This window comes from Thalassospira sp. Z349TD_5 (genome assembly GCF_056173045.1).
In genome coordinates, this window is the sequence record NZ_CM149654.1 from 3772560 (window position 1) to 3797818 (window position 25259).

At 53.6% G+C, this 25259-nt stretch carries 22 protein-coding genes and 1 tRNA gene; 10 read left to right on the plus strand and 13 right to left on the minus strand.

What is annotated here, in order from left to right; genetic code table 11:
• The first annotated feature begins 68 nt into the window (after positions 1-68).
• Genes AC0VXT_RS17405 through AC0VXT_RS17420 form a run of 4 tightly spaced genes read left to right on the plus strand, consistent with a single transcriptional unit; the run spans position 69 to position 3982 of the window.
• A complete protein-coding gene (locus AC0VXT_RS17405) occupies positions 69-2183 on the plus strand; it encodes a heme lyase CcmF/NrfE family subunit (protein WP_475546432.1) in 2115 nt (704 codons plus the stop codon).
• Complete coding sequence (locus tag AC0VXT_RS17410) at positions 2180-2716, plus strand: DsbE family thiol:disulfide interchange protein (RefSeq protein WP_417825126.1); 537 nt, start codon at positions 2180-2182, stop codon at positions 2714-2716. The genes AC0VXT_RS17405 and AC0VXT_RS17410 overlap by 4 nt, the downstream gene beginning before the upstream one ends.
• A complete protein-coding gene (locus AC0VXT_RS17415; RefSeq protein WP_475546433.1) occupies positions 2713-3213 on the plus strand; it encodes a cytochrome c-type biogenesis protein in 501 nt (166 codons plus the stop codon). Before AC0VXT_RS17410 ends, AC0VXT_RS17415 begins: the two co-directional genes overlap by 4 nt.
• A gap of 49 nt (positions 3214-3262) precedes the next feature.
• Complete coding sequence (locus tag AC0VXT_RS17420) at positions 3263-3982, plus strand: tetratricopeptide repeat protein (protein ID WP_475546434.1); 720 nt, start codon at positions 3263-3265, stop codon at positions 3980-3982.
• Positions 3983-4043: 61 nt separating this feature from the next.
• On the opposite strand, the gene AC0VXT_RS17425 is transcribed toward AC0VXT_RS17420, so the two are convergent.
• From AC0VXT_RS17425 to AC0VXT_RS17435, 3 genes are all read right to left on the minus strand, one after another.
• The gene (locus AC0VXT_RS17425) at positions 4044-4319 is read right to left on the minus strand and encodes a hypothetical protein (protein ID WP_475546435.1); all 276 of its coding nucleotides are present in this window, start codon (positions 4317-4319) and stop codon (positions 4044-4046) included.
• An 18-nt stretch (positions 4320-4337) separates the two neighbouring features.
• Entirely contained in the window at positions 4338-6212 is a 1875-nt protein-coding gene (locus tag AC0VXT_RS17430; protein ID WP_475546436.1) for a lytic transglycosylase domain-containing protein, read from the minus strand.
• Positions 6213-6427: 215 nt separating this feature from the next.
• Entirely contained in the window at positions 6428-7330 is a 903-nt protein-coding gene (locus AC0VXT_RS17435) for a uracil-DNA glycosylase (RefSeq protein WP_475546437.1), read from the minus strand.
• 245 nt (positions 7331-7575) lie between these two features.
• Between AC0VXT_RS17435 and AC0VXT_RS17440 the strand changes: the two genes are divergently transcribed.
• From AC0VXT_RS17440 to AC0VXT_RS17465, 6 genes are all read left to right on the plus strand, one after another.
• Complete coding sequence (locus tag AC0VXT_RS17440; RefSeq protein WP_101299047.1) at positions 7576-9213, plus strand: electron transfer flavoprotein-ubiquinone oxidoreductase; 1638 nt, start codon at positions 7576-7578, stop codon at positions 9211-9213.
• Between the two features lie 187 nt (positions 9214-9400).
• A complete protein-coding gene (locus AC0VXT_RS17445; RefSeq protein ID WP_475546438.1) occupies positions 9401-10024 on the plus strand; it encodes a DJ-1/PfpI family protein in 624 nt (207 codons plus the stop codon).
• 173 nt (positions 10025-10197) lie between these two features.
• Positions 10198-11913, plus strand: coding sequence for a tetratricopeptide repeat protein (locus tag AC0VXT_RS17450; protein WP_475546439.1), 1716 nt, complete (start codon positions 10198-10200; stop codon positions 11911-11913).
• Positions 11914-11934: 21 nt separating this feature from the next.
• Positions 11935-12864 carry a 4-(cytidine 5'-diphospho)-2-C-methyl-D-erythritol kinase gene (locus AC0VXT_RS17455; protein WP_475546440.1) on the plus strand — a complete coding sequence of 310 codons (930 nt, stop codon included), beginning with the start codon at positions 11935-11937 and terminating at the stop codon, positions 12862-12864.
• Positions 12865-12942: 78 nt separating this feature from the next.
• Positions 12943-13017 (plus strand) — tRNA-Gln (locus AC0VXT_RS17460).
• Positions 13018-13222: 205 nt separating this feature from the next.
• Positions 13223-15136 carry an ATP-binding protein gene (locus tag AC0VXT_RS17465; protein ID WP_475546441.1) on the plus strand — a complete coding sequence of 638 codons (1914 nt, stop codon included), beginning with the start codon at positions 13223-13225 and terminating at the stop codon, positions 15134-15136.
• Between the two features lie 9 nt (positions 15137-15145).
• On the opposite strand, the gene AC0VXT_RS17470 is transcribed toward AC0VXT_RS17465, so the two are convergent.
• The 10 genes from AC0VXT_RS17470 to AC0VXT_RS17515 all read right to left on the minus strand — a co-directional run bounded on the left by AC0VXT_RS17470 (position 15146) and on the right by AC0VXT_RS17515 (position 25195).
• A complete protein-coding gene (locus tag AC0VXT_RS17470; protein ID WP_102783332.1) occupies positions 15146-16192 on the minus strand; it encodes a sensor domain-containing diguanylate cyclase in 1047 nt (348 codons plus the stop codon).
• A gap of 161 nt (positions 16193-16353) precedes the next feature.
• Entirely contained in the window at positions 16354-17118 is a 765-nt protein-coding gene (locus AC0VXT_RS17475) for a copper homeostasis protein CutC (protein WP_475546442.1), read from the minus strand.
• Between the two features lies 1 nt (position 17119).
• A complete protein-coding gene (locus AC0VXT_RS17480; RefSeq protein WP_475546443.1) occupies positions 17120-18046 on the minus strand; it encodes an ROK family protein in 927 nt (308 codons plus the stop codon).
• 119 nt (positions 18047-18165) lie between these two features.
• The gene (locus tag AC0VXT_RS17485; RefSeq protein WP_475546444.1) at positions 18166-19425 is read right to left on the minus strand and encodes a M16 family metallopeptidase; all 1260 of its coding nucleotides are present in this window, start codon (positions 19423-19425) and stop codon (positions 18166-18168) included.
• Positions 19426-19472: 47 nt separating this feature from the next.
• A complete protein-coding gene (thrC, locus tag AC0VXT_RS17490) occupies positions 19473-20870 on the minus strand; it encodes a threonine synthase (RefSeq protein ID WP_475546445.1) in 1398 nt (465 codons plus the stop codon).
• A 176-nt stretch (positions 20871-21046) separates the two neighbouring features.
• Complete coding sequence (locus AC0VXT_RS17495; protein ID WP_475546446.1) at positions 21047-21433, minus strand: cyclic nucleotide-binding domain-containing protein; 387 nt, start codon at positions 21431-21433, stop codon at positions 21047-21049.
• 187 nt (positions 21434-21620) lie between these two features.
• Positions 21621-23108: a carboxypeptidase M32 gene (locus AC0VXT_RS17500; RefSeq protein ID WP_475546447.1), complete on the minus strand. Its 1488-nt coding sequence runs from the start codon at positions 23106-23108 to the stop codon at positions 21621-21623.
• A 134-nt stretch (positions 23109-23242) separates the two neighbouring features.
• Positions 23243-23956 (minus strand): SURF1 family protein, encoded by a 714-nt coding sequence (locus tag AC0VXT_RS17505; protein WP_475546448.1) that lies wholly within the window; start codon positions 23954-23956, stop codon positions 23243-23245.
• A 36-nt stretch (positions 23957-23992) separates the two neighbouring features.
• Positions 23993-24265 (minus strand): DUF983 domain-containing protein, encoded by a 273-nt coding sequence (locus AC0VXT_RS17510; RefSeq protein ID WP_475546449.1) that lies wholly within the window; start codon positions 24263-24265, stop codon positions 23993-23995.
• Between the two features lie 129 nt (positions 24266-24394).
• Entirely contained in the window at positions 24395-25195 is an 801-nt protein-coding gene (locus tag AC0VXT_RS17515; RefSeq protein ID WP_475546450.1) for a cytochrome c oxidase subunit 3, read from the minus strand.
• Positions 25196-25259: the final 64 nt, after the last annotated feature.

A 25259-nucleotide genomic window follows, 5' to 3' on the forward strand; every position in this document is an offset into this window, starting at 1 on the left:
ATCAATTCATTGCGGGCGGGCAGAACCACGGTGGTTGCAAATTAAATTCGGGGAAGCCTTAACCGCAGATGCTTGCAGAGTTCGGACATTTTGCCCTGCTTCTGATTCTGGTGGCCGGCTTCAGCCAGGCCCTGCTGTTTAGCCCTCTTAGGCTGCACGCAGGCAGAATTGTTGCATCCTTGTCATTCGGGACCAAAGCCGTCACAGCCGTTTCAGGAAATTCTGGGAACGAAGCACTGTCTGACGTCCACGAACCCGATACCACACCTCATTCGTCGGCACTCCCAACCCCGTTCCCCAACAACCTGATTGCCCTGCCGCTGATTATTCTGGCCTTGGGGATCCTGTCGCAGGCGGCACTGATCCATGCGTTTGTTGTCAGTGACTTCAGCCTGCCGATTGTTGCCGATGTCAGCCATTCTTCCACCCCCTTGCTGTTTCGGGTTGGTGCGGCCTTCACCCCCGATGGCGGGGCGATGTTGCTTTGGGTGCTGGCAACCGCACTGGCAAATATTGTCTTTGCCCTGCAGGTTTTTCGCCGGGCATCAAACACGCCAACCACTGCGAGCAGCGATAGTCTTTTTATCGCCAATGCGCTTTCAATCCTTGGGCTTGTCATAGCGATCCTCGCCCTTGTGACCTTGATTGATGCTGATCCGTTTTTGCGGGTCGCTGTCGCACCGTTGGATGGCCGTGGTATGAGCCCGCAAAGTCAGGATGTTTTGCGCATCTTGCGTGAACCGGTTCTTTATCTTGGTCTGGCCGGATTAACCGTTATTTTCACGGTGAGTATTGCCGGGCTTCTAACCCATAAAATTGATCGCAGCTTTGCTGAAACACTGCGCCCGTGGGTCATTGGCGCATGGTTGTTTCTTGGCCTGGCAATCGCGATCAACGCCTACCGATCCTATAGTCAGCAGGCATGGGGGAATTGGTGGTATTGGGATACAGCTGAAAACAGTCTTCTGATCCCCTGGCTTCTGACCACCGCACTTGTCCATTGCCGGGCTGTGCTTGAAAAGACCGATACCTTAAAAAGCTGGACAGCTTTCCTTGGTGTGTCTGCCTTCGCTGTTGGATGGTTCGGAGTTTACCTGACCCGTTCGGACCTTTTGGGTCCGTTGACCGAAACGCTGTCGCAGTCAGCAGATAGTACCGCTTTGCTGGTTGGTTTCTGTCTATTGTTCAGTGCAGCCTATTTTCTGTTCTGGCGGCAATCGGATCGCATGGCCGAGCAAAAGGCTTTTGGCTTTGTATCGCGCGAAAGTGGCATGTTCCTGAGCAGCGTCACACTGTCGCTGATTGCTGCCGTCATTCTGATTGGTACGATCTATCCGCTCGTCCTGCGCTGGGTTGACGGCGAGAACATTACCGTTGGTGCGCCCTTCTACGTCGAAGCCCTTTTACCGGTTGTCTTACCGCTTATGTTCATCATGGGGTTTGCCCCCGTTTTGCGCTGGCGGCAGGATGAATTGTGGTTGATCGGACGGCGGATGAAGCTTGCCGTGATGCTTTCGCTCATCATTGTGCTGTTTGTGTCGATCCGCTTTATCGATCTTTCACCTTTGCCGTTAATTGGCATTGGCCTTGCTGGCTGGATACTGGCTGCGGCCTTAAGTGACCTTTGGGCGCGCCTCTGGCATCAACCCGATCACGGCGAAAGCAAATACCGCAACCTGCAGCTTCTTGGTCCGCGGTATATCAGCATGACACTGGCCCATATCGGCCTTGCCATTCTGATTGCCGGCGGGTCGGCCAGTGCCGTCTGGGAAGAACAGGTTGTGTTGTCAGCCCGTGCGGGACAAAGCATTGAGGTTGGCCCCTACAACTTGCAATACGAAGGCGTTGCCCTGCTTGCGGGTGAAAACTATGCCACGCGTCAGGCAACCTTTATCCTCTATCATCATTCCCTGCCAGTGGCTGAACTGTTTCCTGAAATCCGCTACTACCCGATCCGGGGAACGGAAACCCGCGAAGCCGACATTTTTCATGGACGTGACGGTGACGTCCATGTTTCGGTTGGCGACCGTTCCGAAGATGGCGGGCGCATTGTAACGGTACGCTTTTTACCCATGATGCCGTGGGTTTGGACTGGCATGATTTTGATGTTGATTGGTGGCAGTATCAGCATCCTGACGCGCATGTTCCTGCGCATTCGGAAGAACGGAGTTCCCGCTTCATGAGATTCTCGCTTGCTGTGATCCCGCTGGTTTTGTTTGCGGCATTGGCCGGAATATTCCTGATCAATATCGACAAGGATTCTTCGGTTGTTCCGTCTGTCCTGATTGACAAACCAGCCCCTGATTTCTCGCTGCCGCCGTTGCCGGGTGCGGATAAGGGCCTGTCGCGTGCCGATCTTACCAAAGGCAAAGTTTCCGTGCTGAACGTCTTTGCCAGCTGGTGCATCCCGTGTCGGGCGGAACATCCAATGATCAAACGATTATCAAGCGAAGCAGACGTTCCGATCTTTGGTCTGAACTATAAGGAAAAAGATCCACAGGACGGCGTTAAGTGGCTTGAAGAACTTGGCAATCCCTATCAGGCTGTCGGCATGGATCTATCAGGTCGCACCGGGATTGATTTTGGGGTTTACGGGGTTCCTGAGACCTTCATCATCGATGGTCAGGGACAAATCAAATACAAGCACATCGGCCCGGTCACCTCAGAAGTTCTTGAAAAAGTTCTGCTGCCGAAAATCGCGGAGTTAAAAGGATGAACAGGCCTTTCCTGATATTACTCGGTGTCATCGGGCTTGCCGTTCCCTTGCTGCTCAGCAGCCCGGCCCATGCCGTCAATCCTGATGAAATATTATCTAACACTGTGCTCGAAGAACGGGCGCGCGACATCAGTCAGGAACTGCGTTGCCTTGTCTGTCAGAACCAGTCAATTGATGATTCCGATGCCGACCTTGCGCGCGATCTACGTGTTCTTGTACGCGAACGGTTGGTTGCCGGTGATACAGATCAGCAAGTCATCGATTACATCGTTGCAAGGTACGGCGACTATGTCTTGCTGAACCCGCCGCTTAAACCCGAAACATATGTTTTGTGGGCAAGTCCGATTGTGCTGACAATCCTTGCATTGATTGCGGTTGCCGCCTTCTATCGCCGCAAACAGCGCGAATCCGGTGCCAAACCAGATAAATTGTCCAAGGACGAACAAACGCGCCTGAATGAAATCCTCGAAACAGCACAAAAAGACGGCTCGAAATGATGCGACCTTTCTGTCTGGTACATCCTAAAATGTCCATCGGAGATCGTCTGTGATCTGGCTTGGCTTACTTGTTCTGGCATGCATGGTCAGCTTTGTGATCTATGTCAGCGTGCCCAAAACAGATGACCAACCCAAACGGTCGCTTGGACGCGTGAGCATCGCGGTTGTGCCGGTGATTGGTGCCATGGGCCTATACATATTTTTGGGCAACCCGACCCTCCCAGCACAGCCATATGCTGATCGCGACGGCGAACGCAATCTGGCGGCGGCCGCCGCCGCGGCAGGTAATGTGACCGATCCGAACTACAAAACAGATCAGCAAATCCGAAAATTGCTCAACCAGATCGTCCTGTCGTTAGAAGTTAATCCACGTAACTTGCAAGGCTGGATCGTTCTGGCACGTGGATCGCTGCGTCTGGGGAATGTCGAACGCGCAGTTGCGGCCTTTGCCCGGGCATATGCCCTTTCGGGGCACAATCCACTTCTGGCGATTGAATATGCCGATACCCGGATTACCGCGCAAAACGGCGAGATCGATAGCACATCACGCGATCTGGTGCTGCACGCCCTTGGGCAGATGCCTAACCATCTTCTGGCGCGCTACTACTATGGCATGATGCTTAAACAGGATGACAAATCCGAACAGGCACTGCGCGTCCTAAGCGACCTTCATCGTGACATCCCCAAGGATGATCCACTGGGCAATGCCACTGAGAGCGAGATCAAGGCGCTTCAGAAAAAAGTCGATCAAAAGGTTGAGGCTGAATAGCTTCATTCGGCAGGGTGTTGAGGCAGCCCGAACGCCCCAACCGCTTTAGATCAAGCGCCTCTCAACGCCCAATCAGATACAAAACACCGATCAACACGCCGACTATCAATCCCAATGTGCCAACAAGCGCCAACAGACGCATGACGGGATGAAGTTGCGACAGCTCACTTTGAGGTGGCACGCGCGTGCCATCCCCCAGATCAGAAGACCGTTGCTCATCAAACCGGCGAAGGGCTTCTTCACCGCTCATAGGCGGCATGGGAATCCGGTCAAGCACGGTTCCCAGATCCGTTCTATGCGAACCATCCGAACCGGGCTTGTTGGTGTTTTCAGCCATGATTGAAATTGATGCCGGTTAACGCTCTGCGGTGAGGCCGCTATCAGGTGCATTGTCCTGGGGCTGATAGGTTGGCCAGCTTCCTGCCGCCAACAGATCAAGTGACGGTGCTTCCTGACCGAACCGCGAACGATACATCCAGAAATTGGCCATAACCCGTTCAACAAACAGACGGGTTTCGCGCGACGGGATGCTTTCGATGAAGTAAAGCGGATCGACGTTATCCTTAAGCGCCTTCTGCCAGCGACCAAGATTGCCAATGCCACCGTTATACGCCGCCATCAACTGCAAAACGCCATTATCAACGCCGTTCTGTTCAAGCAGATGATCAACATACTTCTGCCCAAGCGACAGGTTGATTTCCGGCTGATACAGCTCCGCACGTTTGGCACCACGATAACGGGTGTTGCCGATATAGCTTGCCGTAGCGGGCATCAACTGCATCAATCCGCGTGCACCGGCATGACTGCGCGCATCGGTATTGAAACCCGATTCCTGACGCATGAACGCATAAATCAGTGCCCGGTCAACTTCATAGCCGCCTTCCGGCGCCCATGGCGGGACCGGATACAGCGCGTTTACGATCACTTCGCCGGTTTTCTGCGCGATATAGCTGCCCAACCGCATGGTCAGGGATGCGAAATTCGCCGTATCGGTCAATGACAAAACCGCACGACGCAGCGCATCATCATCCGAGGCCGCGGCTTTACGCAATTCACGTTCGGCTTCATCGCGCTGGTCAATCTGCAACAACGCAAGTGCACGACGCCCGTGCGGATCAAGCTTCAGCTTGTTCGCACGATTTTCATCAAGCTCAAGGCTATCCCAGTCAAACACATCGTCGCGTCCAAGGGCGCGCATCGCAAGCAAGCCATAGAACGAGCGCGGATATTCCGCCGCCCGGTTTAGCATCGTGTCAGCTTCTTCAAAGCGCCCGGCGGCCAAATCAATACGTGCGGCCCAGAATGCACCGGCAGTACGGGTCCAGCTTGATGCGTATTCATTGGTGCTCAAAGCCACAAAGTGCTGATGGGATGTATCCATCTTGCCCAGACGCCATGCAGTCAGGCCCGCAGTCCAATGCGCCTGCGGCAGGTATTTTCCAGACCGTTTTGCGGCTTCACCGGCAAATTTCAAGGCAAGGTCGGGCTTGCCAAAATAATAGTATCCCGACGCAATTGACGTCCGTGCCTGATCCTGTTCATAGGCATCAAACAGGCGCTTTGCTTCCTGGCTTTCAAGAACCTGCAACGCCCCGGTCGGCCAGCCACTGCCGATGCGATGACGGATACGACGCTTAAGCGTCGAAAGACGCGAACGCTGCTTGGACGACAGGCTTTTGGTGGACTTGTGATAATACGGGCGGATGTCTTCGTAATCGTATCCGGCCCCCGAAACATAGCCGCCAACCGGCTTTTTCGGATAGGTTGCCGAACCACGGCGGGTCAGGGCCAGTTTATAAATGCGTGGTGCCTGCGGAAGATCGGCATATTTCGCCAACCAGTCCTTAAGTTCCTTGTAACGCGAACGGTAGGCCGTCGGATGCAGATATCGCTGCGCCATCACATGCCCCATCAGGACATCATCATTCAGGCGCGAAATCAGGCGGTCCGCATCTTTCCAGCGGCCCTGCTCCTGCACGGCAAAAATCTGTTCGTAAAGTTCTGCGTCACGCTCGGAAAGTGGTTCTGGAAGCGAACCCGAAAGCGCATCACCAAGATCGGGATTGCCCAAGGCTGCCTGTTCCTGCGTCTTGGCGACAGCAGGTGACGGTGCAACCATGGCAAATGACACGGCACCGAAAACAGCGATGATAAGACCCCGCCCCAGTGCACGTTGCGCACCAAGCAAGTTCGTTCTTATTGCTTCGATCAAAATCAGTATCTTCCCCAACGCAGCTTTATCGTAAAGCCGCGTATTTATCCCGAAGCAGTTTGATGTCGCAACCCGTTGCTTGCGGTGTTCCCCCCGCGTGATGGCGCTTGTTATAGCAGGAAACACCAAAACAGCGAAATGATTTATCCAGAATCAATCACTTGGCGAGGAACCGCAAGGACACACCGCTAGCCTGCATATCTCCTATGCAGGGACGCCAAAACGCGAAATCATCAAAGCTTTTGCGCCGTCGCGCGCAAATCGCGCCACGCCAAACGTTTTTGCTCTGGCGTGCGCAACAGATAAGCGGGATGGAACATCGCCGTCAAATCGGCCTTGGCCCCATCCGCAAAGATCAGTTCTTTCCACGTTCCGCGCAAACGGGTAATGCCGCGATCTTCTTCCATCAGGGCCTTGGCCGAACTTCCACCAAGACAGATCACGACTTTGGGCGCGATCAGCTCAATATGGCGCCGAACAAACGGCTCGCACACCGCCGTTTCGGCTGTGGTGGGCTGGCGGTTTCCCGGTGGCCGCCACGGCAGGATATTGGTGATGTAAACCTCTTCACGCGACAGTCCGATGGACCGCAGCATCGCATCAAGAAGCTTGCCACTTGGTCCAACAAATGGAAGTCCCTGACGATCCTCTTCGGCACCGGGAGCTTCACCGACCAACACAAGCTTGGCTTCGGGGTTTCCCGTGCCAAATACCGTATTACTGGCCGATTTCTTGAGCGCGCAGCCTTCAAACGTCTCGATCGCGTCCTTAAGTTCATCAAGCGTCTTGGCCGCCGCTGCCGCGTCACGGGCGGACTGGCGTGCTTCATGGGGCGTATCGGATAAAAGGAACCCGCCATCAATCGGGGCGGATTGCACACCAGCACCGGCACCACCCGACGGAACGTTTGCCGGTCGCGCTGCTGCGGGCGATGAACCACGCGCAGGTCGGCTGCTCGCCGCCGCAGGCGCAAAGCCCGGACGGTTTGCAGCATTGCGGCTCAGGCTTTCCGACGCCTTGAAACGATCAAGCGGCTCGTCAGCAATCGCCTCGTCAACACCCATTTCATACTGCCAAATCAGCGCCTGAAATGGATCGAGATTATTTACATCAAAATCTGTAATTGGTTTGCTCATCTACACAAAGACGGTGTATGTTGCGGCGCACCTGTATATGGCGCACTGATATTTGGACCGACTTTAACGATTTTGATCCACTTGTACCATATACAAACGCGCCTCAAATCGGTATAGCTTTACCGATTAAAAGGCTAAATGTGAGAAATCAGGGCTTGGGCGAGACCCTGATCGGTGAATACCGGCTTGCAACCAAACGGACGGAAACAGTCTGATATGGTTGGCAACCAAAGGAGAGAGGCCAAATGGAACGCGAATCCATGGAATTTGACGTGGTTGTCGTCGGCGCTGGTGTATCCGGTCTGTCGGCTGCCATCAAGCTGATGCAACTCGCCCAGGAACAGGAAAAAGAAATCACCGTTTGTGTGGTGGAAAAAGGTTCCGAAGTTGGCGCACACACCCTTTCGGGTGCTGTGATGGAGCCCCGCTCCATGAATGAACTGTTTCCGGACTGGAAAGAACGCGGCGCGCCGCTGAACGTTCCGGCGGGCAAAGACCAGTTCATGATGTTGAGCGAGACGGGCGCACAAAAGATGCCAACCCCGCCCCAGATGCACAACAAGGGCAACTATATTGTCAGCCTTGGCAACGTCTGTCGCTGGATGGGCGAACAGGCCGAAGCCCTTGGCGTTGAAGTTTATCCAGGTTTTGCTGCTGCCGAAGTTCTGTTTAACGAAGACGGCTCGGTCAAGGGTATTGCGACTGGCGACATGGGCCTTCAGCGCGATGGCACACCGGGCCCGAACCACGAGCCGGGCATGGAACTGCATGCCAAATACACCTTCTTTGCCGAAGGATGCCGTGGGTCATTGTCCGAACAGTTGATCAAAAAGTTTGATCTGCGCAAAAATTCCGACCCACAAACCTATGGCATCGGCATCAAGGAACTTTGGGAAGTTGATCCGGAAGTCCACAAGGAAGGCCTGATCCAGCATACAATCGGCTGGCCGCTTGATAAGGACACCTATGGCGGGTCGTTCCTCTATCACCTTGATAACAATCAGGTGGTTGTCGGCTTCGTCATCGGTCTGGATTATGAAAATCCGCACTTAAGCCCGTTTGACGAATTTCAACGGTTTAAAACCCACCCGACGGTCCGCAAGATTTTCGAAAACGGCCGTCGTATTTCCTATGGCGCACGTGCACTCAACGAAGGCGGCTTCCAGTCGATCCCGGATCTGGTTTTCCCGGGTGGATGCCTGATCGGTTGTTCGGCAGGCTTCATGAATGTGCCCAAGATCAAAGGGTCGCATACCGCGATGAAGACCGGCATGCTTGCCGCCGAAGCCGCATTTGAAGCATTGACCGCCGACGAAGTTCCGGCCTCGATGGAAAGCTATCCGGCGCGCCTGAAAGACAGCTGGGTGTATCCTGAATTGCACAAAGTGCGCAACATCCGCCCAAGCTTTGCCAAATGGGGCTTCTGGGGCGGCATGGCCTATAGTGCGGTTGATACATATCTGTTTGGCGGCAAGGCCCCTTGGACGTTTAAAAACCATGCGGATCATTCCTGCCTGAAGCCTGCCAGTGAAATGCCAAAGATCGACTATCCGAAACCCGATGGCAAAATCACTTTTGACAAACTTTCGTCTGTCTTCCTGTCAAACACCAACCACAGCGAAGATCAGCCGATCCACCTGACATTGAAAGATGCCAGTGTTCCGGTCAGCACCAACCTTGCGGTGTATGACGGGCCCGAGGCCCGTTTCTGCCCGGCGGGTGTTTATGAGTTTGTCGAAGACGAAGAAAACGGTGGCAACCGCCTCCAGATCAATGCGCAAAACTGTGTGCATTGTAAAACCTGCGACATCAAGGACCCCACCCAGAACATCGTCTGGGTCGTGCCAGAAGGCGGCGGCGGTCCGAACTACCCGAACATGTAAACCTGATCAGGTTTATCCTCATACAAAAGGGGCCGCAGATTTGCGGCCCCTTTTTATTTTACGACATTGCCCCTGTCGATGATGGCACATCGTCCCGCCATGGCACACCCTATACAAGTTTTTTCTTGTTTAAGTTACAATCCAAGCGTTCAATACCCGCCCTTTTCTTACACGCGGGCAGAACACCATGAAGATTGCAATCGTCACACTCGATGGTTTTAACGAGATTGACAGTTTTGTCGCCCTGTCGATTTTGAACCGGGCAAAGGCCGATGGTGTTTGCGCTGAAATAACCGGCATGGGTGAAACCGTTACGTCGATGAACGGTGTGACCGTTACCGTTCAACAACCACTTTCTTTTGTTGCGAAGGCTGACGCTGTTTTGTTTGGCAGCGGCATTCACACCCGCGATCAGATCAATACGCCTGAATTAATGGCAAAGCTTTCACTTGATCCGTCACGTCAATTGATCGGCGCGCAATGCTCCGGGGTTTTATTCCTGCATCGTCTTGGAATTCTGCCCGCCACCATTACAACTGACACCAAAACCCGTCCCGTTTTGGCCCGTACCGATGCCGTCATAGAAGACCGCCCGCTTGTTGCACAGGGTAATATCGTGACCAGTGGCGGGTGTTTGTCGTCAAGCTATCTGGCCGGCTGGATGTTGGCCAAATACGTCGGGATCCATAAAGCCATCTCGATATTGGAGTATGTCGCACCGGTTGGTCAGAAATCACAATTTGCCAAACAGGCGCGCGACATCATCAGCAAACAGCTTGATATCCCTGCAAAACGCCCGCTTTACTGCTAGTCACAGCATATCGGCACCGGCTATCGGTTAAGAACGTTGCCAAAGACAGCTTTACGTTGTTGCAAATGCTTTGCCTTATAATTGCCGACTGAGTAGGCTACCCCTGAGATTCAATATGGCACTTGTTAGAATGTAGCGATGCCAAACCCGAATTGCGGATGCAGGATAAGCCTTTGAAACGTCAATTGTTACACATCATCATTCCGATGACGGCCCTTGCACTGTCGGCCTGTGGCACCATGCCAAAGGATAGCGGGCAGGTAGAATTCGAATATCCGCAAAGCGATGGTTTCTCGGGTAACTTCCTTGCCGGGAAAGCCGCACAGATTGAAAACAGCACCGATTACGCCGCAAAATATCTTTTGCGCGCGCATGAGCTGGACACTGACAACAAGGAACTGCGTCGTCGCGCCTTCCTTGCGCTGATTTCAGATGGCCGCATTGCCGATGCCGAAGACATCGCACGTCAGCTTTACGCCGAAAATCCGGAAGACCTGTTTGCCGTCATGGCGGTCATGGATGCCGACATTCAAAATAATGACTTTCAGGCAGCACTGGATGTTGTATCGGGCTTGCCGCAACGTGGCATCAACGCCCTGATCTCCCCGCTTGCCAAAGCATGGCTATATACCGGGCTTGATGCCAAGGAGCCCGCACTTGCGGCCCTAAATGAAATAGAAGGCAATGGCGCGCTTAACCCGCTTTCGGAATACCACCGCGGCCTGATCTTGGCATATTTCGATGATCTCGACGGTGCCGAACGCGCGCTTGCCAGTGCATATGGTGATCCGGCCGACGCCCCTTTGCGCGCCGCCGAGGCACTTGGTGCTGTTTATGAACGCAAGGGCCAGACACAAAAAGCCGCCCTTCTGTATGCAAGCTATATGGACCGTCATCCACAATCGCTGGCGATGCCCTATCACCTCAAACGTCTTGAACGCGGTGACCCACCGCTTGCAACCGTTCTGACACCGGCATCGGGTCTGGCAGAAGCCTACTTGGATATTGCAACCCTGCTCAGTCAGGAAAATGCCGTTGATCCATCGCTTTTGCTGGCACGCTATTCCCTGTCGTTGCGACCGGGGGATGACATCACCCGTTTGCTCGTCGGTGAGGTCATGGAAATTCAGGGACGCTTTGACGCCGCCGTCTCGGTCTACAGCTCAATCCCCGATACATCCCCGCACAGCTGGAACGCAAAGCTGCGTATCGCGTCCAGCCTCGAACAGATTGGTCAGGCCGATAAGGCTGTCGATCTGCTTAGAAACATGGTCAACGAGCGCGATAGCCGCCCGGACGCCCTTATTCAGCTTGGCGATATCCTGCGCATTCAACAGGACTTTGCCGGGGCGGCTAGCGCCTATGACAAGGCGATTGCACGACTTGGTGGTGACAGTCAGGTCGGCTGGCGCCTGTTGTATCGTCGCGGCATCGCACATGAACGTGCAGGCTTCTGGAAAAAGGCGGAATATGATTTCCTGCTAGCCCTCGAACTTGAACCCGAACAGCCATACGTTTTGAATTATCTCGGCTATAGCTGGGTTGATATGGGCATGAATTTCGATCAGGCCGAAGACATGCTCAAACGCGCGGTCGAATTGCAGCCTGATGACGGCTACATCGTCGATAGCCTTGGCTGGGTTTATTATAAACTTGGCCGCTTTGATGATGCGGTGACGCAGCTCGAAAAAGCAGTCGAACTTAAACCCGATGATCCGACCATCAATGATCACCTTGGCGATGCCTATTGGCAGGCAGGACGCTATCACGAGGCCCGCTTCCAATGGCATCGTGCGCTGTCATTCAACCCGACAGAAGAACTGCGCACCACAGTAGAAGCCAAGCTCAACGGCCAGGTGCCAAGCACAGACCCGATTGTCGTAAACTGACCGTTTGGGAAGAAACACCCGATGTCCGCGACCTATAGCCAGCAGGCTCCAGCCAAGATCAATCTGTTCCTGCATGTCACAGGCAAAAGAGACGACGGCTACCACCTTTTGGAAAGCCTCGTCTGCTTTACAGCCGCCGGGGACGTTGTAAGCGGTGAGCTTCGTAATGACGGCAAGATTACACTTGCCGTCACTGGCCCGATGGCAGACGCCCTTTCAAGCGACCACACCAGTGACAACCTTGTCGTTCGGGCTGCACGTCTTTTACAAGAAGAAGCCAATACCGAACTTGGTGCGGATTTGATCCTTGATAAACGCCTGCCTGTTGCATCTGGCATCGGTGGGGGCTCTGCCGATGCGGCCGCAGCCATACGCCTTCTGTATGAGATGTGGAACCTTGGTCTGGATGGCGACCGGCTTTCCGCGATTGCCTTATCGCTTGGTGCGGATGTACCAGTTTGTCTGCATGGCAAAGCGACCCTGATGTCGGGGATTGGCGAAAAACTGACCGAACTTCCGGATTTACCTCCCTTGCCGATTGTCCTGATCAATCCGGGAAAGCCCGTTTCAACACCAGCTATTTTCAAAGCACGCGAAGAAGACGGATTTAGTGACGAAGGCCTGTGGAACATTCACACGCGTTATGAAAGTGGTGCCGCCCTTGCGGCGGATCTTCAGGAGTGCGGAAATGACCTGACACTTGCCGCAACATCGATCCTGCCTGACATCTGTGATGTTTTAAATGCCATGGCCCGCGAAGAAGGCTGTTTACTGGCGCGTATGTCAGGATCGGGGGCAACCTGCTTTGCCATTTACGACACCGCCACACAGGCAGAAAAGGCGGCAAACGCCATCGCATCACAGCACGAAAACTGGTGGATTGTTCCCACCGAAATCCGTTGTGAACAGTCCCAGATTTTGTCAAATATCGGCGCATCCTTTCCAGACTGAGATATAGATAAAAAAACCTTCAAATAGAGGGTTGCGCTCTGGCGACGGGAACGCTATTTTCCGCGCCACACACGCTGATGGGGCGTGGCCAAGTGGTAAGGCATCGGTTTTTGGTATCGTGTACCGTAGGTTCGAATCCTACCGCCCCAGCCAAGACAAACCGCTTTGAGGTTTTCCTCAAAGCGGTTTTCTTTTTGTCTGTAGACAGGTCACCTGCGCACAAACTATCGAATTGCGCGTGACAGGCCCCATATCAACACTGTAGCGTTTGGCATCCTATCGGCTTCATGCGTCACATCATGCATCCCGCGTGAGCCTTAAGCCTTTGCGCAAAATCGATATTTTCCAGGGAAGCCGAATGACAAACGGGGAACAAGATACGCAGACGGGCCGGCCCCTATTGCTGCGCCCGCGAGACGTAATTGTCCCTTTTCGTCGCCGTATCATCGTTGCCACGGTTTTGATGCTTGCCGTGATCATTGGCGATGGCTTTGTTGAATATTACACGCAAAACACCCGCAATGAGACCGCACTTCAAATCAACATGAGCGGCCGCCAGCGCATGCTTAGTCAGCGCATTGGCGGGTTCACCCAATCTCTGGCACACTACGATTCGGTCCCGGCAACAGAACAAAGCGAAATCCGATCAGCCTTGGCAGACGCCATTGATCTGATGGGGCGCTCCCATCTGGCTCTCACCCGTGGCAACGAAGAACTTGGTCTTGCCGCCCCTTATGGTGAAATTCGACAGCATTACTTTGATGGAAACCCATCACTGGACATGGAAATTCGGGATTTTCTGGATGCTGCTACCCGGGTCCTCACGCATACGGAAAATCAGCCGGGGATTTCAGACGATGTCGAAGCCATTCGCAAAGCCGCCTTCAAACCGCTTTTAAGCAAACTCGACAAAGCCGTTCAAATTTATCAACGGGATGCGGAACACCACTTAAAGATCAGTCAGCAGGTCTCGCTTTTCATGGGGTTCTTGTTGGTTGCCTGCATCCTTGTTGTGATGTTCGCAATCGTCTGGCCAATGATCGCCGTCATCCGCACAAGTCTGCATCAGTTTGCTGACGAACGGAATCGTGCGAACGCCGCCAGTCAGGCAAAATCGGAATTTCTGGCAACGGTAAGCCACGAAATCCGAACCCCGATGAACAGCATCCTTGGCCTTTCGGACCTTCTGGCAAAGGGTAAAATGTCGTCCAACCTGCAACGGTATGCCGTGCTGGTGAATGAGTCGGCAAAATCGCTGATGGCTATTCTGAATGATGTTCTTGATTTCAGTAAAATCGAAGCGGGGCACCTTGGCGTTGAAACCATCACATTTTCCCCGCGTGACGTTGTCTACGCCACAGTTGGCAGCTTTGGCAGCACAGCAGCGGAAAAGAAATTGTCGTTAAAAACCTTAATTGCCGAAGACACCCCGCAGCTTATTCAGGGCGATCCGACAAGGTTGCGACAGATCCTGACAAACTTTATCGGCAACGCCCTGAAATTCACCGAGGAAGGATCCGTTACCGTCACCCTGCAACGCAGTGACCGTTTATCCGAAAACTGGGCCGAACGCGTTGTCTTACGGTTTGAAGTTGCCGACACCGGCATTGGCTTTGCCCCCGAAAAGAAGCAATACCTGTTTGAAGCATTCAGCCAGGCCGATCAAAGCACGACACGGCAATTTGGCGGCACAGGACTGGGGCTTGCAATTGCCAAACGCCTGACAAACGCCATGGGTGGCGAAATCGATGCCACATCATCACCGGGCAAAGGGGCAACCTTTTGGGTGGATTTACCTTTCTCCCCTGTGGAAGCCCCTCTTAAATCCGATCCTGACCTTAACGAGTTTGGTCCTGGGTTGGATAAAGCTGTGCATTCACAATCCAAGTCGGAACCTGTGCCAGACGACCTGATCAAGGTTCTTGTCGTCGATGACAAGGAACTCAACCGCATTGTGTTGGGCGCCTTTCTGGACACCAGCCAGTATCAGGTCAGTTATGCCACCAATGGTAAGGAGGCGGTTGATATGGCGATCAACAACGCCTTCCACCTGATCCTGATGGATGCACAGATGCCGGTGATGGATGGCACAGAGGCGATGAATGCCATCCGCCTGTCGGCTGGCCCATCCCAAAATGCGCGGATTATTGTTGTCACCGCCGATGCACTTGAACAGGCACGCGAACGCTATATCTCAGCAGGATTTGATGGCTACCTTGCCAAACCAATCACACAGGAAACTCTGACAAAAACAATCAAGGATGCCGGTTAACGGCAATCCCTAACGATCATTTTGCAACTTGGTTACGTTACGTCCGGCCTGTTTTGCCTCATACATCGCAATATCAGCGCGTGAAACAAGACTGTCCAACGTATCGTCGGCCTCGGCAATCCCCAACCCAATGCTCATCGTCAGCTCAACACGGGCATCTTCTGCCTGAAAATCACTTTCACGCACCCGGTCACTCAGACGTTGAAGGTACTTAAGCGCCCCGGCGGCACCGGTTTCGGGCATCAGGATCAGGAATTCTTCATCGCCCCAACGCGCAATAACGTCGGTTTCGCGCATCATGTCCGAGGATACCTTGGCAAACAGTCGGAGTGCTGCATCACCAGTGGTATGACCGTAATTGTCATTGAGCTCTTTGAAGTCATCGAAATCCAACAATCCGATGATAAGCGACTTACCATATCGCTTAGCCCGTTCGAGTTCCTTGGTCAGACAATTTTCCATATAACGACGGTTATAAAGACCGGTCAGCGGATCGGTCGTGGCCAGACGTTCAAGCTCGGTGCGGGCGACTTCAAGTTCGCGAAGATCACGGCGTCTGGCGATTTCATTGCCAACCCAGGCTGCGAACAATCGCACCAGTTCGATGTCCTGACCGGTAAATGGTCGGGTCGGCTCCGGGCTTGAAAAGTTCAATGTGCCAAAACGCACCCCGTCGGCAATGATTGGCGCGCCAAGATACGCTTCGAGTGCAAAATTTTTGTAACAGGGATGGGTTTGAATTTCGCTGTCGGCAACATGGTGAAAACCGCGCACGTCATCGGCTTTAACCACATGACTGCAATAGGTATTCTCAAGCTCAAAGCTCATACCGGGTTTAAGGGCATCTTCGGGGTGAATGGCCTGTTGAACTTCGTATGTTTCATCGTCGATCTTGCTAAAAATCGCAATCGGCAACCCGAAATGCTCAGCCCCAAGACGCAATATCGCATCCACACGCTGTTCAAAATCAAGCTCACCAGACGACGTAATACGATGCAACCGACTAAGCGCTTGTTCAGCAGCGACCTGACCGGCTGCATGTGTGTCGGTTGACATGACTATATCCACTCCAAAATAAGATGCCGTTTCCACCAAAAGCGCCTTACATGAAGGCAAACCCTATACGCTGTACCGGCAGTGTTTTGTTCATAATTTTCGCACGATCTATACCATAGCATAAACCAATACATTTCAATGCGAATAGCTTTATATCGACGTCATGACAAACTTGGTGCGCGGCTAACGCAGACGACTTCGGCGCGAACATTCATGACGTTGCGCAACGTGGAAACCCGTACAACATCGACGCGCGTTCGGCCATCATCTAACATATCCGTCGTCACCGTCTTACAGGATGCGTGTAGCTCCGTCGCACCGGTAACCTCAAGGATTTCGGTGGCATTTGACGCACTGACGCCAGCCCCCGGCAATATGACAATCCGTCCGGCGGCATCCTTGGTCAACGCAGCGATCTGTTTTGCACCCGATTTTGCATCGGGTTTCCCCCCACTTGTCAAAATACGATCAAAGCCAATTTCAATCGCCTGCTCTAGGGCGTACCGCTGATCGGGCACATCGTCAAACACGCGGTGCAAGGTGGTTTGCAAACCTGCACATTCTGACATCAAGTCGGAAAGAACCGACACATCAAGGTGCGCATTGCGGTCACAGGCACCAAACACCACCCCTGCAGCCCCACTGTCGCGCGCAATCGCAATTTCGCGCTTCATGATCGCAACGTCTTCGGGTTCGCACCAAAACGCGCCCGGCCGTGGCCGGATCATAACCATACAAGGTGCTGGAATATCTTTGAGCCGTGCTAATGCACCCGGTGTTGGCGTTAAACCACCAAGGGCCAGTGCGGAACAATACTCTATCCTGTCTGCACCGGCCTCGACCGCGCGCACCGCATCGGTGAAGCTTTCAACGCACACTTCAAGCAACGGCGTATTTGCCTGTTTGTCCTTGTTTGTCGAACGCATGCTATTGGCTGCCTTGCGCATTTGCGATCACATGGAGCATTGCCGCCCCGCGAAGGCCCCCGTCGCGGCTGTAACGGCCCGGAACAACCAGTGGCGCATCATAGCGCCCCAGCACGCGCTGACGGACCATAGTATCGATTTTGGCTATCAGGTTTTCTTCTGACGCGATCCCGCCTCCAACCGGCACGCAATCGGGATCAAGGACATTGACCATCAAGGCCAACTCACGCGAAACAAGATCGCAATAAATTTCAAGACTGCGCGTTGCATGATCGTCACCAGTCCGCCACGCGTCAGTAATCTCGAAACTGGTGGTGCGATTGCCACTGATTTGTGCGTGGATGTTTTCCAGTCCCCGCGCCCCGCCCCAGGCATCAAGACAGCCAGTATTGCCGCAACCACAGGCAACCGGCGCCAACCCATTGCGGATCAACCCACCGGTGACATCATTACCATGTCCCCACTCGCCGCGAATGCCGCTACGCCCACCAATAAAATGCCCATCAACGACAATGCCGCCACCAACCCCGGTGCCAAGGATGATGGCAAATACCGTCCGGGCATCCTTTGCCACCCCGGTTCGCGCTTCGGCCAACGCAAAACAATCAGCATCGTTTGCCACCAATACGTCGCGCTTAAGAATTGCCGAAAGCTCCACCGCCAGCAACCAGCCCTTGATCGCCGGGATATTGGCCGAAATCACAGCACCCGTTTGCGGATCAAGCCCGCCAGCAAAACTGATCCCGATGTTTGGGCGTTCGCCAAATTCGCGGTCCGCTTCTTCAATCAGCCCCGAAACAGCAGCAACGAATGCATCGCGATCATGGGCCGGCGTTGGCGTTTTGCTGTGCGACAGGATGTCCCCGGCATCATCGAAGACACCGAATTCAATCTTCGATCCGCCAATATCAAACGCGTACTGCATCATTTCGGTATCCCGTTGCCATGGTCATACCGGAATACACGACCCGGCACGGCGCCGCAAAAAGAAACGGCACCGGCCCATCAGGGCAAGTGCCGTTATCTTCAATATCAATTCCGATATGACTAGCTACGAAGACGGGCCGTCAGCGTGTCATATTCCGGCATTTTATCGACAGGACCAAGGGCGGTGATGGTCGGCTTGCCATCCAAAAGCGCCTTACCTGCACGGCGAACACTTTCAAGGTCAACCGCATCAACCTTGGCAACAATTTCTTCCATGCTTTGCGGACGACCGAAAATCTGGATCTGACGGGCAAGCGTTTCACAGCGACCGGAATTGCTTTCCATCGCCATGACCACAGATGCCTTAAGTTGCGCACGCGCACGCGTGACTTCTTCTTCGCTCAGGTCCTCGGTGGCGCGCACCAGTTCGTCACACATCACCGGCATCAGTTCACCAATGTCATTGGCCCCGGTCCCGGCATAAATCGAAAACAGGCCGCCATCGACATAATGCGATGAGAAACTATAGACCGAATAGACCAAGCCGCGCTTTTCACGAATTTCCTGGAACAGGCGCGATGACATGCCCCCGCCCAGAAGCGTGTTAAACACCTGCAGGTCAAAGAAGCTGTCATGCGTATAGGAAACCGTCGGCAGGCCCATGATCACATGCACCTGCTCAAGCTTACGGTTCTCGATCCGGCTGCCGCCTTCGTATTTCAGCGGCTCGATCTCGTGTTCTTCATGTGCCGGAAGGCTGTCGAACTTTTCGGCAACCATATCGACAACACGTTGATGCTCAACCTTGCCAGATGCCGAAAACACCATGTTTTTCGGGCTATAGCGCCGTGACATAAAATCAAACAAATGGTCGCGTGACAGCGACGACACATTTTCCGGACTGCCAAGAATGGACCGGCCAAGCGACTGGTTTGGCAGGGCAGTTTCCTGAAAATGATCGAAAATAATGTCGTCTGGCGTGTCATTCGCCTGACCGATTTCCTGTAAGATCACCTGACGTTCGCGTTCCAGTTCCTTGGCATCAAGGGTGGAATGCTGAAGGATATCGGCAATCACATCAATCGCCAGTTTCTGATCTTCGTGCAGGACCTTGCAGTAATAAGCGGTGTTTTCGCGCGACGTATAGGCATTCATCTGTCCACCGACAGACTCGATTTCCTCGGAAATCTGCAATGCAGAACGACGACGGGTGCCTTTAAAGGCCATATGTTCAAGCATATGAGAGATGCCGTTAATGTCTGGCGTCTCGTGACGCGCGCCAACATCAACCCAACTTCCCAAGGCCACTGACTCAACATGGTCAAGGCGGTCCGTTGCGACAATCATCCCATTGTCAAGCTGGGTAAGCTCGACTGTCATATAGCAGTACTCCTGTTTTTCATATCATGCCCCACGTTGCTTGATGCTCAGGCCGCACGCCGATTACGACGGACATGCGCCATCAATGTTGCAACATCATTGGACATCGGTTCGACTTTTTCTGGTCGGTCATATAGATCAGAAAGACGCGATGGCAAGTCCGGGTAAATCCCCGACGCCTGCTTTACCGCATCCGGAAATTTCGCCGGGTGTGCTGTTGCCAGTGCCACCATCGGTACGGATTTATCGCGGTTGCACTCACGCCCCGAAACAATCCCGATCACGGAATGCGGATCAACCAGCTCACCACTGGTCTCAAGCACATTCTTGATCGCCGCACGGGTTTGTGCGTCGTCAAGACGATACCCGTCAAAATGTTCGCGTGCCCGGCCAAACTGCCCCTGCGACATTTCCATAACGCCGGTTTCACGGAATTTGGTCAGCATCTCGGCCACCGCCAAACCATCGCGGTCATACAGATCAAACATCAAACGTTCGAAGTTTGAACTGACCTGAATGTCCATAGACGGGCTGAGTGACGGCTCAACACCTTCCATCTTCATCACGCCACTTTCGAAAAAGCGCGCAAGAATGTCATTGCGGTTGGCCCCAACCACAAACTGTTTGATCGGAAGCCCCATCTGCATCGCGGCATAACCGGCATACACATTGCCAAAGTTGCCCGACGGCACAGAGAAGGAAATCTCACGGTCCGGCGACCCAAGTTGCGCGCCTGCCCAGAAGTAATAGGCGATCTGGCACATGATGCGCGCCCAGTTGATCGAGTTCACTGCCGACAGCCCGACCTCATCACGGAACCCGTGATCGTTAAACAGTGCCTTGACCAGATCCTGACAATCGTCAAACGATCCTTCAACCGCCAGGTTATGCACATTGTCCGACAAGACCGTGGTCATCTGGCGACGTTGGACTTCCGAAACGCGCCCTTTGGGATGCAGGATAAAGATGTCGATGTTTTCACGATCACGACAGGCCTCAATGGCCGCAGACCCGGTATCGCCCGATGTCGCACCAACAATCGTAATGCGCTCACCGCGTTTGGCCAGAACATAGTCAAACAACCGGCCAACGACCTGAAGCGCATAATCCTTAAACGCCAGTGTCGGGCCGTGGAACAGTTCCATCACCCAATCATTCGCGCCAAGCTGTTTCAGCGGTGCGACCGCCGCATGATCAAACCCGTTATAGGTATCTTCAAGGATCGCCATAAGCGCGTCATCCTCGACAGTGCCCGCGACAAACGGCTGGATCACTTTAAAGGCAACCTCGGCATATGTCAGAGTGCGCAGGCTACGAATGTCATCCTTGGAAAAAGTTGGCCAGGTTTCAGCAACATAAAGACCACCATCACGGGCCAGACCTGCAAGAAGAACTTCATCAAACTGCAAAACGGGGGCGCTTCCCCGCGTACTGACATAGCGCACTATACCTGCTCCTGAATTGGGCAATTACCAGTTCCGCGCATCCTTGCATCCTTGACGCAAAAACACACTCCAACGCCTGAGTTAGTGAGGGGAAGTTAGGGTATAGTCAAGGGGCAATCAAGCAGATCAGCCGTGCTGTGCGTGTTAATGCGCAAAGCCCCGTAAATCATCGTCAATCATTCGATTGAGATGCCATGCTCCTTGAGCTTTGCCTCGGCAATTGCCGCCCGGCGGACGACCTCACGATAATTGCCCAGCAGGATTCGCAGGATCGCCCGGATAAAGCGATCTGACGACGACATTTTCTTTTCAAAGGTTTGCCTGCTAATGGCAATCAGAACGGTGCGATCGACCGCACGCGCCGACGCCATACGCGGTTGGTTATCAACAAGGGCCAACTCCCCGAACAAACCGCCCGCCTCAATCGTGCCAAGAACGACTTCTTCTTCGCTATTAATGGTTTTAAAGATTTCAACCTTGCCTTCCTGCACAACAAAGGCGGCACTGCCATGCTTTCCTTCGCGAAAAATGACCTGATCCACGGCAAAAACTTGCCGATCCATAACCTTCTTATTGCCGTCGGTTATTCCCATCTTGCGATCACATCCATGATATTGGCACCCTCGTAATATGAGGACACGCATCAAAGACCGAAACGGGAAAGCTATTCCATCCGGTCTATCGAATATAGGCTGCTCTTGGTCAGCAAAGCATACAACACAAGGACATACCCCGCAGGTTCAATCGCTGTTACTGGCCATAGCGATTAATTATATGCGATTTAAAGGCATCAATACCAAGAACTTTTCCCGTTGCCGCGTGCAGAATGTCATTAGTTGAACGGCTTGACGCCTGGCTATGGATGTTCTGGCCAAGCCAGCCCATCAACGGACCGAAGTTTCCTTGCGCAAGGGCACCGGGGATTTCCGGGCAGGCTTCCTTGGCAGCAGCGAAAATCTGTGCCGCGGCCATCGCACCCAACGTATAGGTCGGGAAATATCCCCATGCACCGGACGGCCAGTGAATATCCTGCAAACAGCCATTCCGGTCATCGGGCGGTGTGATCCCCAGAAGCTTCTGCATCAGCTCGTTCCACGCTCCTGGCAAATCGGCAAGCTTCATATCCCCTTCAATCAGGGCGCGTTCAAGACGATACCGCAAAATAACGTGCGCGGGATAGGTTACCTCATCGGCATCAACGCGAATAAGGCCGAGCTCGACCCGGGTGTAAAGACGATGCAAATTGGCCGCGTCCCATGCATCTGCATTGCCGCCAAACGCCTTTTCAAACATTGGGCCCGCATAGGTCAGGAATTCCTCGGATCGACAGGCCTGCATTTCGACCAGCAAAGACTGGCTTTCATGCATGGTCATGCCGCGCGCCTTGCCAACCAGTTGTCCGCGCCAATCAGACGGCAATCCGCGCTCATACATGGCATGGCCGGTTTCATGCAGAACGCCCATGATCGCCGATGTAAAATCGTTTTCGTCATACCGGGTCGTAATACGCACATCATCGGGAATGCCGCCACAGAACGGATGATGCGAAATATCAAGTCGTCCATGGTCGAAACCAAATCCGACCGCCTTCATCAAATCGAGACCGACAGTGTTTTGAATCTCAACCGGGAAAGGACCAGTTGGCGCGACGGGGGCATCTTCGGATTTTTGACGTTCAATGACCTCGGCGGTATAGGCTGGCAGGAAATCTTCAAGATCGGAAAACAGGCTATCAATGCGGTCTGAACGCATCATCGGATCATATTGATCGAGCAACGCATCATAGACCGAGGTCCCCAGTGCCGCCGCCTTGGCGTGACCTGCCTCAATCGACAGATCAAGCACTTCCTGTAATTTTGGCAGCAACCCCTTAAAGTCGTTATCTGCCCGCGCACTGCGCCATGCGACTTCGCACCGCGTTTCCGCCAGTGACATTTTCTCGACCAGTTCGGCCGGAACAGCTGTGCCATGAACCCAGGCGCGTTTCATTTCGCCAAGGTTGGCCTGCTGCCACGCATCAAGACCTTCATTGCCCGCATCTTCGATCAGATCACCAAGATCAGCCGCATTGATCAGCTCATTTTCCATGACATCAAGGGTCGCAAGCTGTTCAGATCGCGCGTTCGCCCCGCCATCTGGCATGATCGCCGCCATGTCCCAATGCAACATACTGCCAATATCAGACAGTACATTCATCCGGCGAAAACGGGTTTCGAGGGTTTTATAGGCTTTGGTCATCACGAACTCCTGTGCGGCGGCACTTGGCAACCGCTGGCACAAAATGATGTTTGGGGCGATACCGCCAGCCGGGAAAGATAAGCAGTCTTATCCTTCTCGGCGGCTATATTCTAACGGCATGCTGACACAGAGGATCAGGCCGCGTCTTTGGGGTCTGTTGTGTCTTTGTCGTCTTCCGGGCGTCGATGATAAATCACAAAAACCACAATCAGCGACAGCGCAAGGCTGTACCACGTGATGGCATACTGCAGGTGATTATTGGGCAACTGCACTTTTGCCTGCCCGCCAATCGGAAGACCGCCGGGCACAGGATTGTCATCAAGCTCAAGATAATACGGGCTGGCAAGATCAGCACCACTGTCTTCTGCCATATGGTCGACATCGACATAGAACCACTGGTTTTCCAACGCTTCATTTTCCGGCTGCGCCCAGTGTTTTTCTCTTGGCAGGCGCAAGACGCCGGTCACACGTACAGGTGTTTCGATCAGACTTTCCGGGCGGGTTGCCGGATCACGGTTATCGGTCGGCACCCAACCACGGTTAACCAGAATGATCCGTCCGTCTTCCTGTTCAAGCGGTGTGATCAGCTGAAACCCGACATTCCCCCGAAGGGTCCGCGCCATCAGATACTTTTCCTGATCGTTTAGGAAATGTCCTTCGGCAAAGGCGGCGCGAAATGACATCGCAGGATCAAGCTCAACATCAACAGGCACGGCAATCGGTGGCAGGCTTGCCTGCGCTTCACGCTGCTCAATCAGGTTCTGCTTCCAGAACAACCGGTCAACCTGCCAACTGCCCAGTCCCACAAGAATGACCAGAGACAATCCGACACAAATTTTCATCGCCATACTGGGGCGCGTATTTAATAGGGGCATGAAGTGAAATCAGTCCTGTTCGGAAGTCGTTCTATGGCGATATTGCAATGCGACCATGAGACCTTTTAACGGTCGAAGCAAGGCCAGTGTCACACCAAGGATGGTGGGGGCCCACATCACCGCATGCAGCCAAAGCGGCGGTCGATAGGTCATTTCAACCCATAACGCCACAGGCACGATGATAAAGCCAAGAATAAAAATAATGAAAACGGCCGGGCCGTCACCGGCATCATGACCACGCAGGTCAAGACCGCACACATCACAAGATGCACGAACGGTCAAATAGCCTTCAAAAAGTTTCCCCCTTCCACAGCGGGGGCATTTACATGCCAGCCCGGCGCGAAAGGGGGAAAGATTTGGATAATACTCATCCATACTGCAGGACCCGTTTAATGGTCGGGTCGGCGCGGCTTATTCGCCGCCCCAGATGTATACGGCAAAGAACAGGAACAGCCAGACGACATCGACAAAGTGCCAATACCATGCTGCAGCTTCCAGACCGAAATGCTGTTTGGCATCAAAGCCGTCCTTCATCGCGCGCACAAGGCACACCGCAAGGAACACCGTCCCGACGAACACATGGAAGCCGTGGAAACCGGTCGCCATATAGAAGGTCGAAGAATAGATGTTATCGGCAAAGCCAAATGCAGCGTGGCTGTACTCGTACATCTGCAAAGCAAGGAAGATAACGCCAAGCCCCACGGTAAGGGCAAGCCCCTGTACCAGATCCTTTTTCTTGCCTTCAAGACAACCGTGATGCGCCCACGTCAGGGTACAGCCCGACAAAAGCAGGATCAGGGTGTTGAGGAACGGCAAGTCCCACGGATCAAGAACTTCGACACCAGCAGGCGGCCATTCAGTCACACCGGGGCTAAAGATCACAAACGCGTTGTGGAAGAAGGCCCAGAAGAAGGCGACAAAGAACATCACCTCGGATGCGATGAACAGCGACATGCCATAGCGCAGGCCGATCTGAACGACCTTGTTATGGTAAATCTTTAACTCGCTGATCACGTTGCCCCACCAGCGGAACATCACAAACAGGATGCCTGCAATCCCAAGCGCCGCCAGCCAGAAATCAGCCGGTGTACGATCCGAATGCATGAACATAACCATACCACCAGTAAACATACCGGCCGCAGTTGCCGCCACCAGCGGCCACGGGCTTGGGTCTACCAGATGGAATGGATGTTTCTGAGCATGATCACTCATTCCGTGCCCCCCTCAATCCTTACAAAAGAAACTCAATTTCAATTTGTTAAACAGAGACAACAGA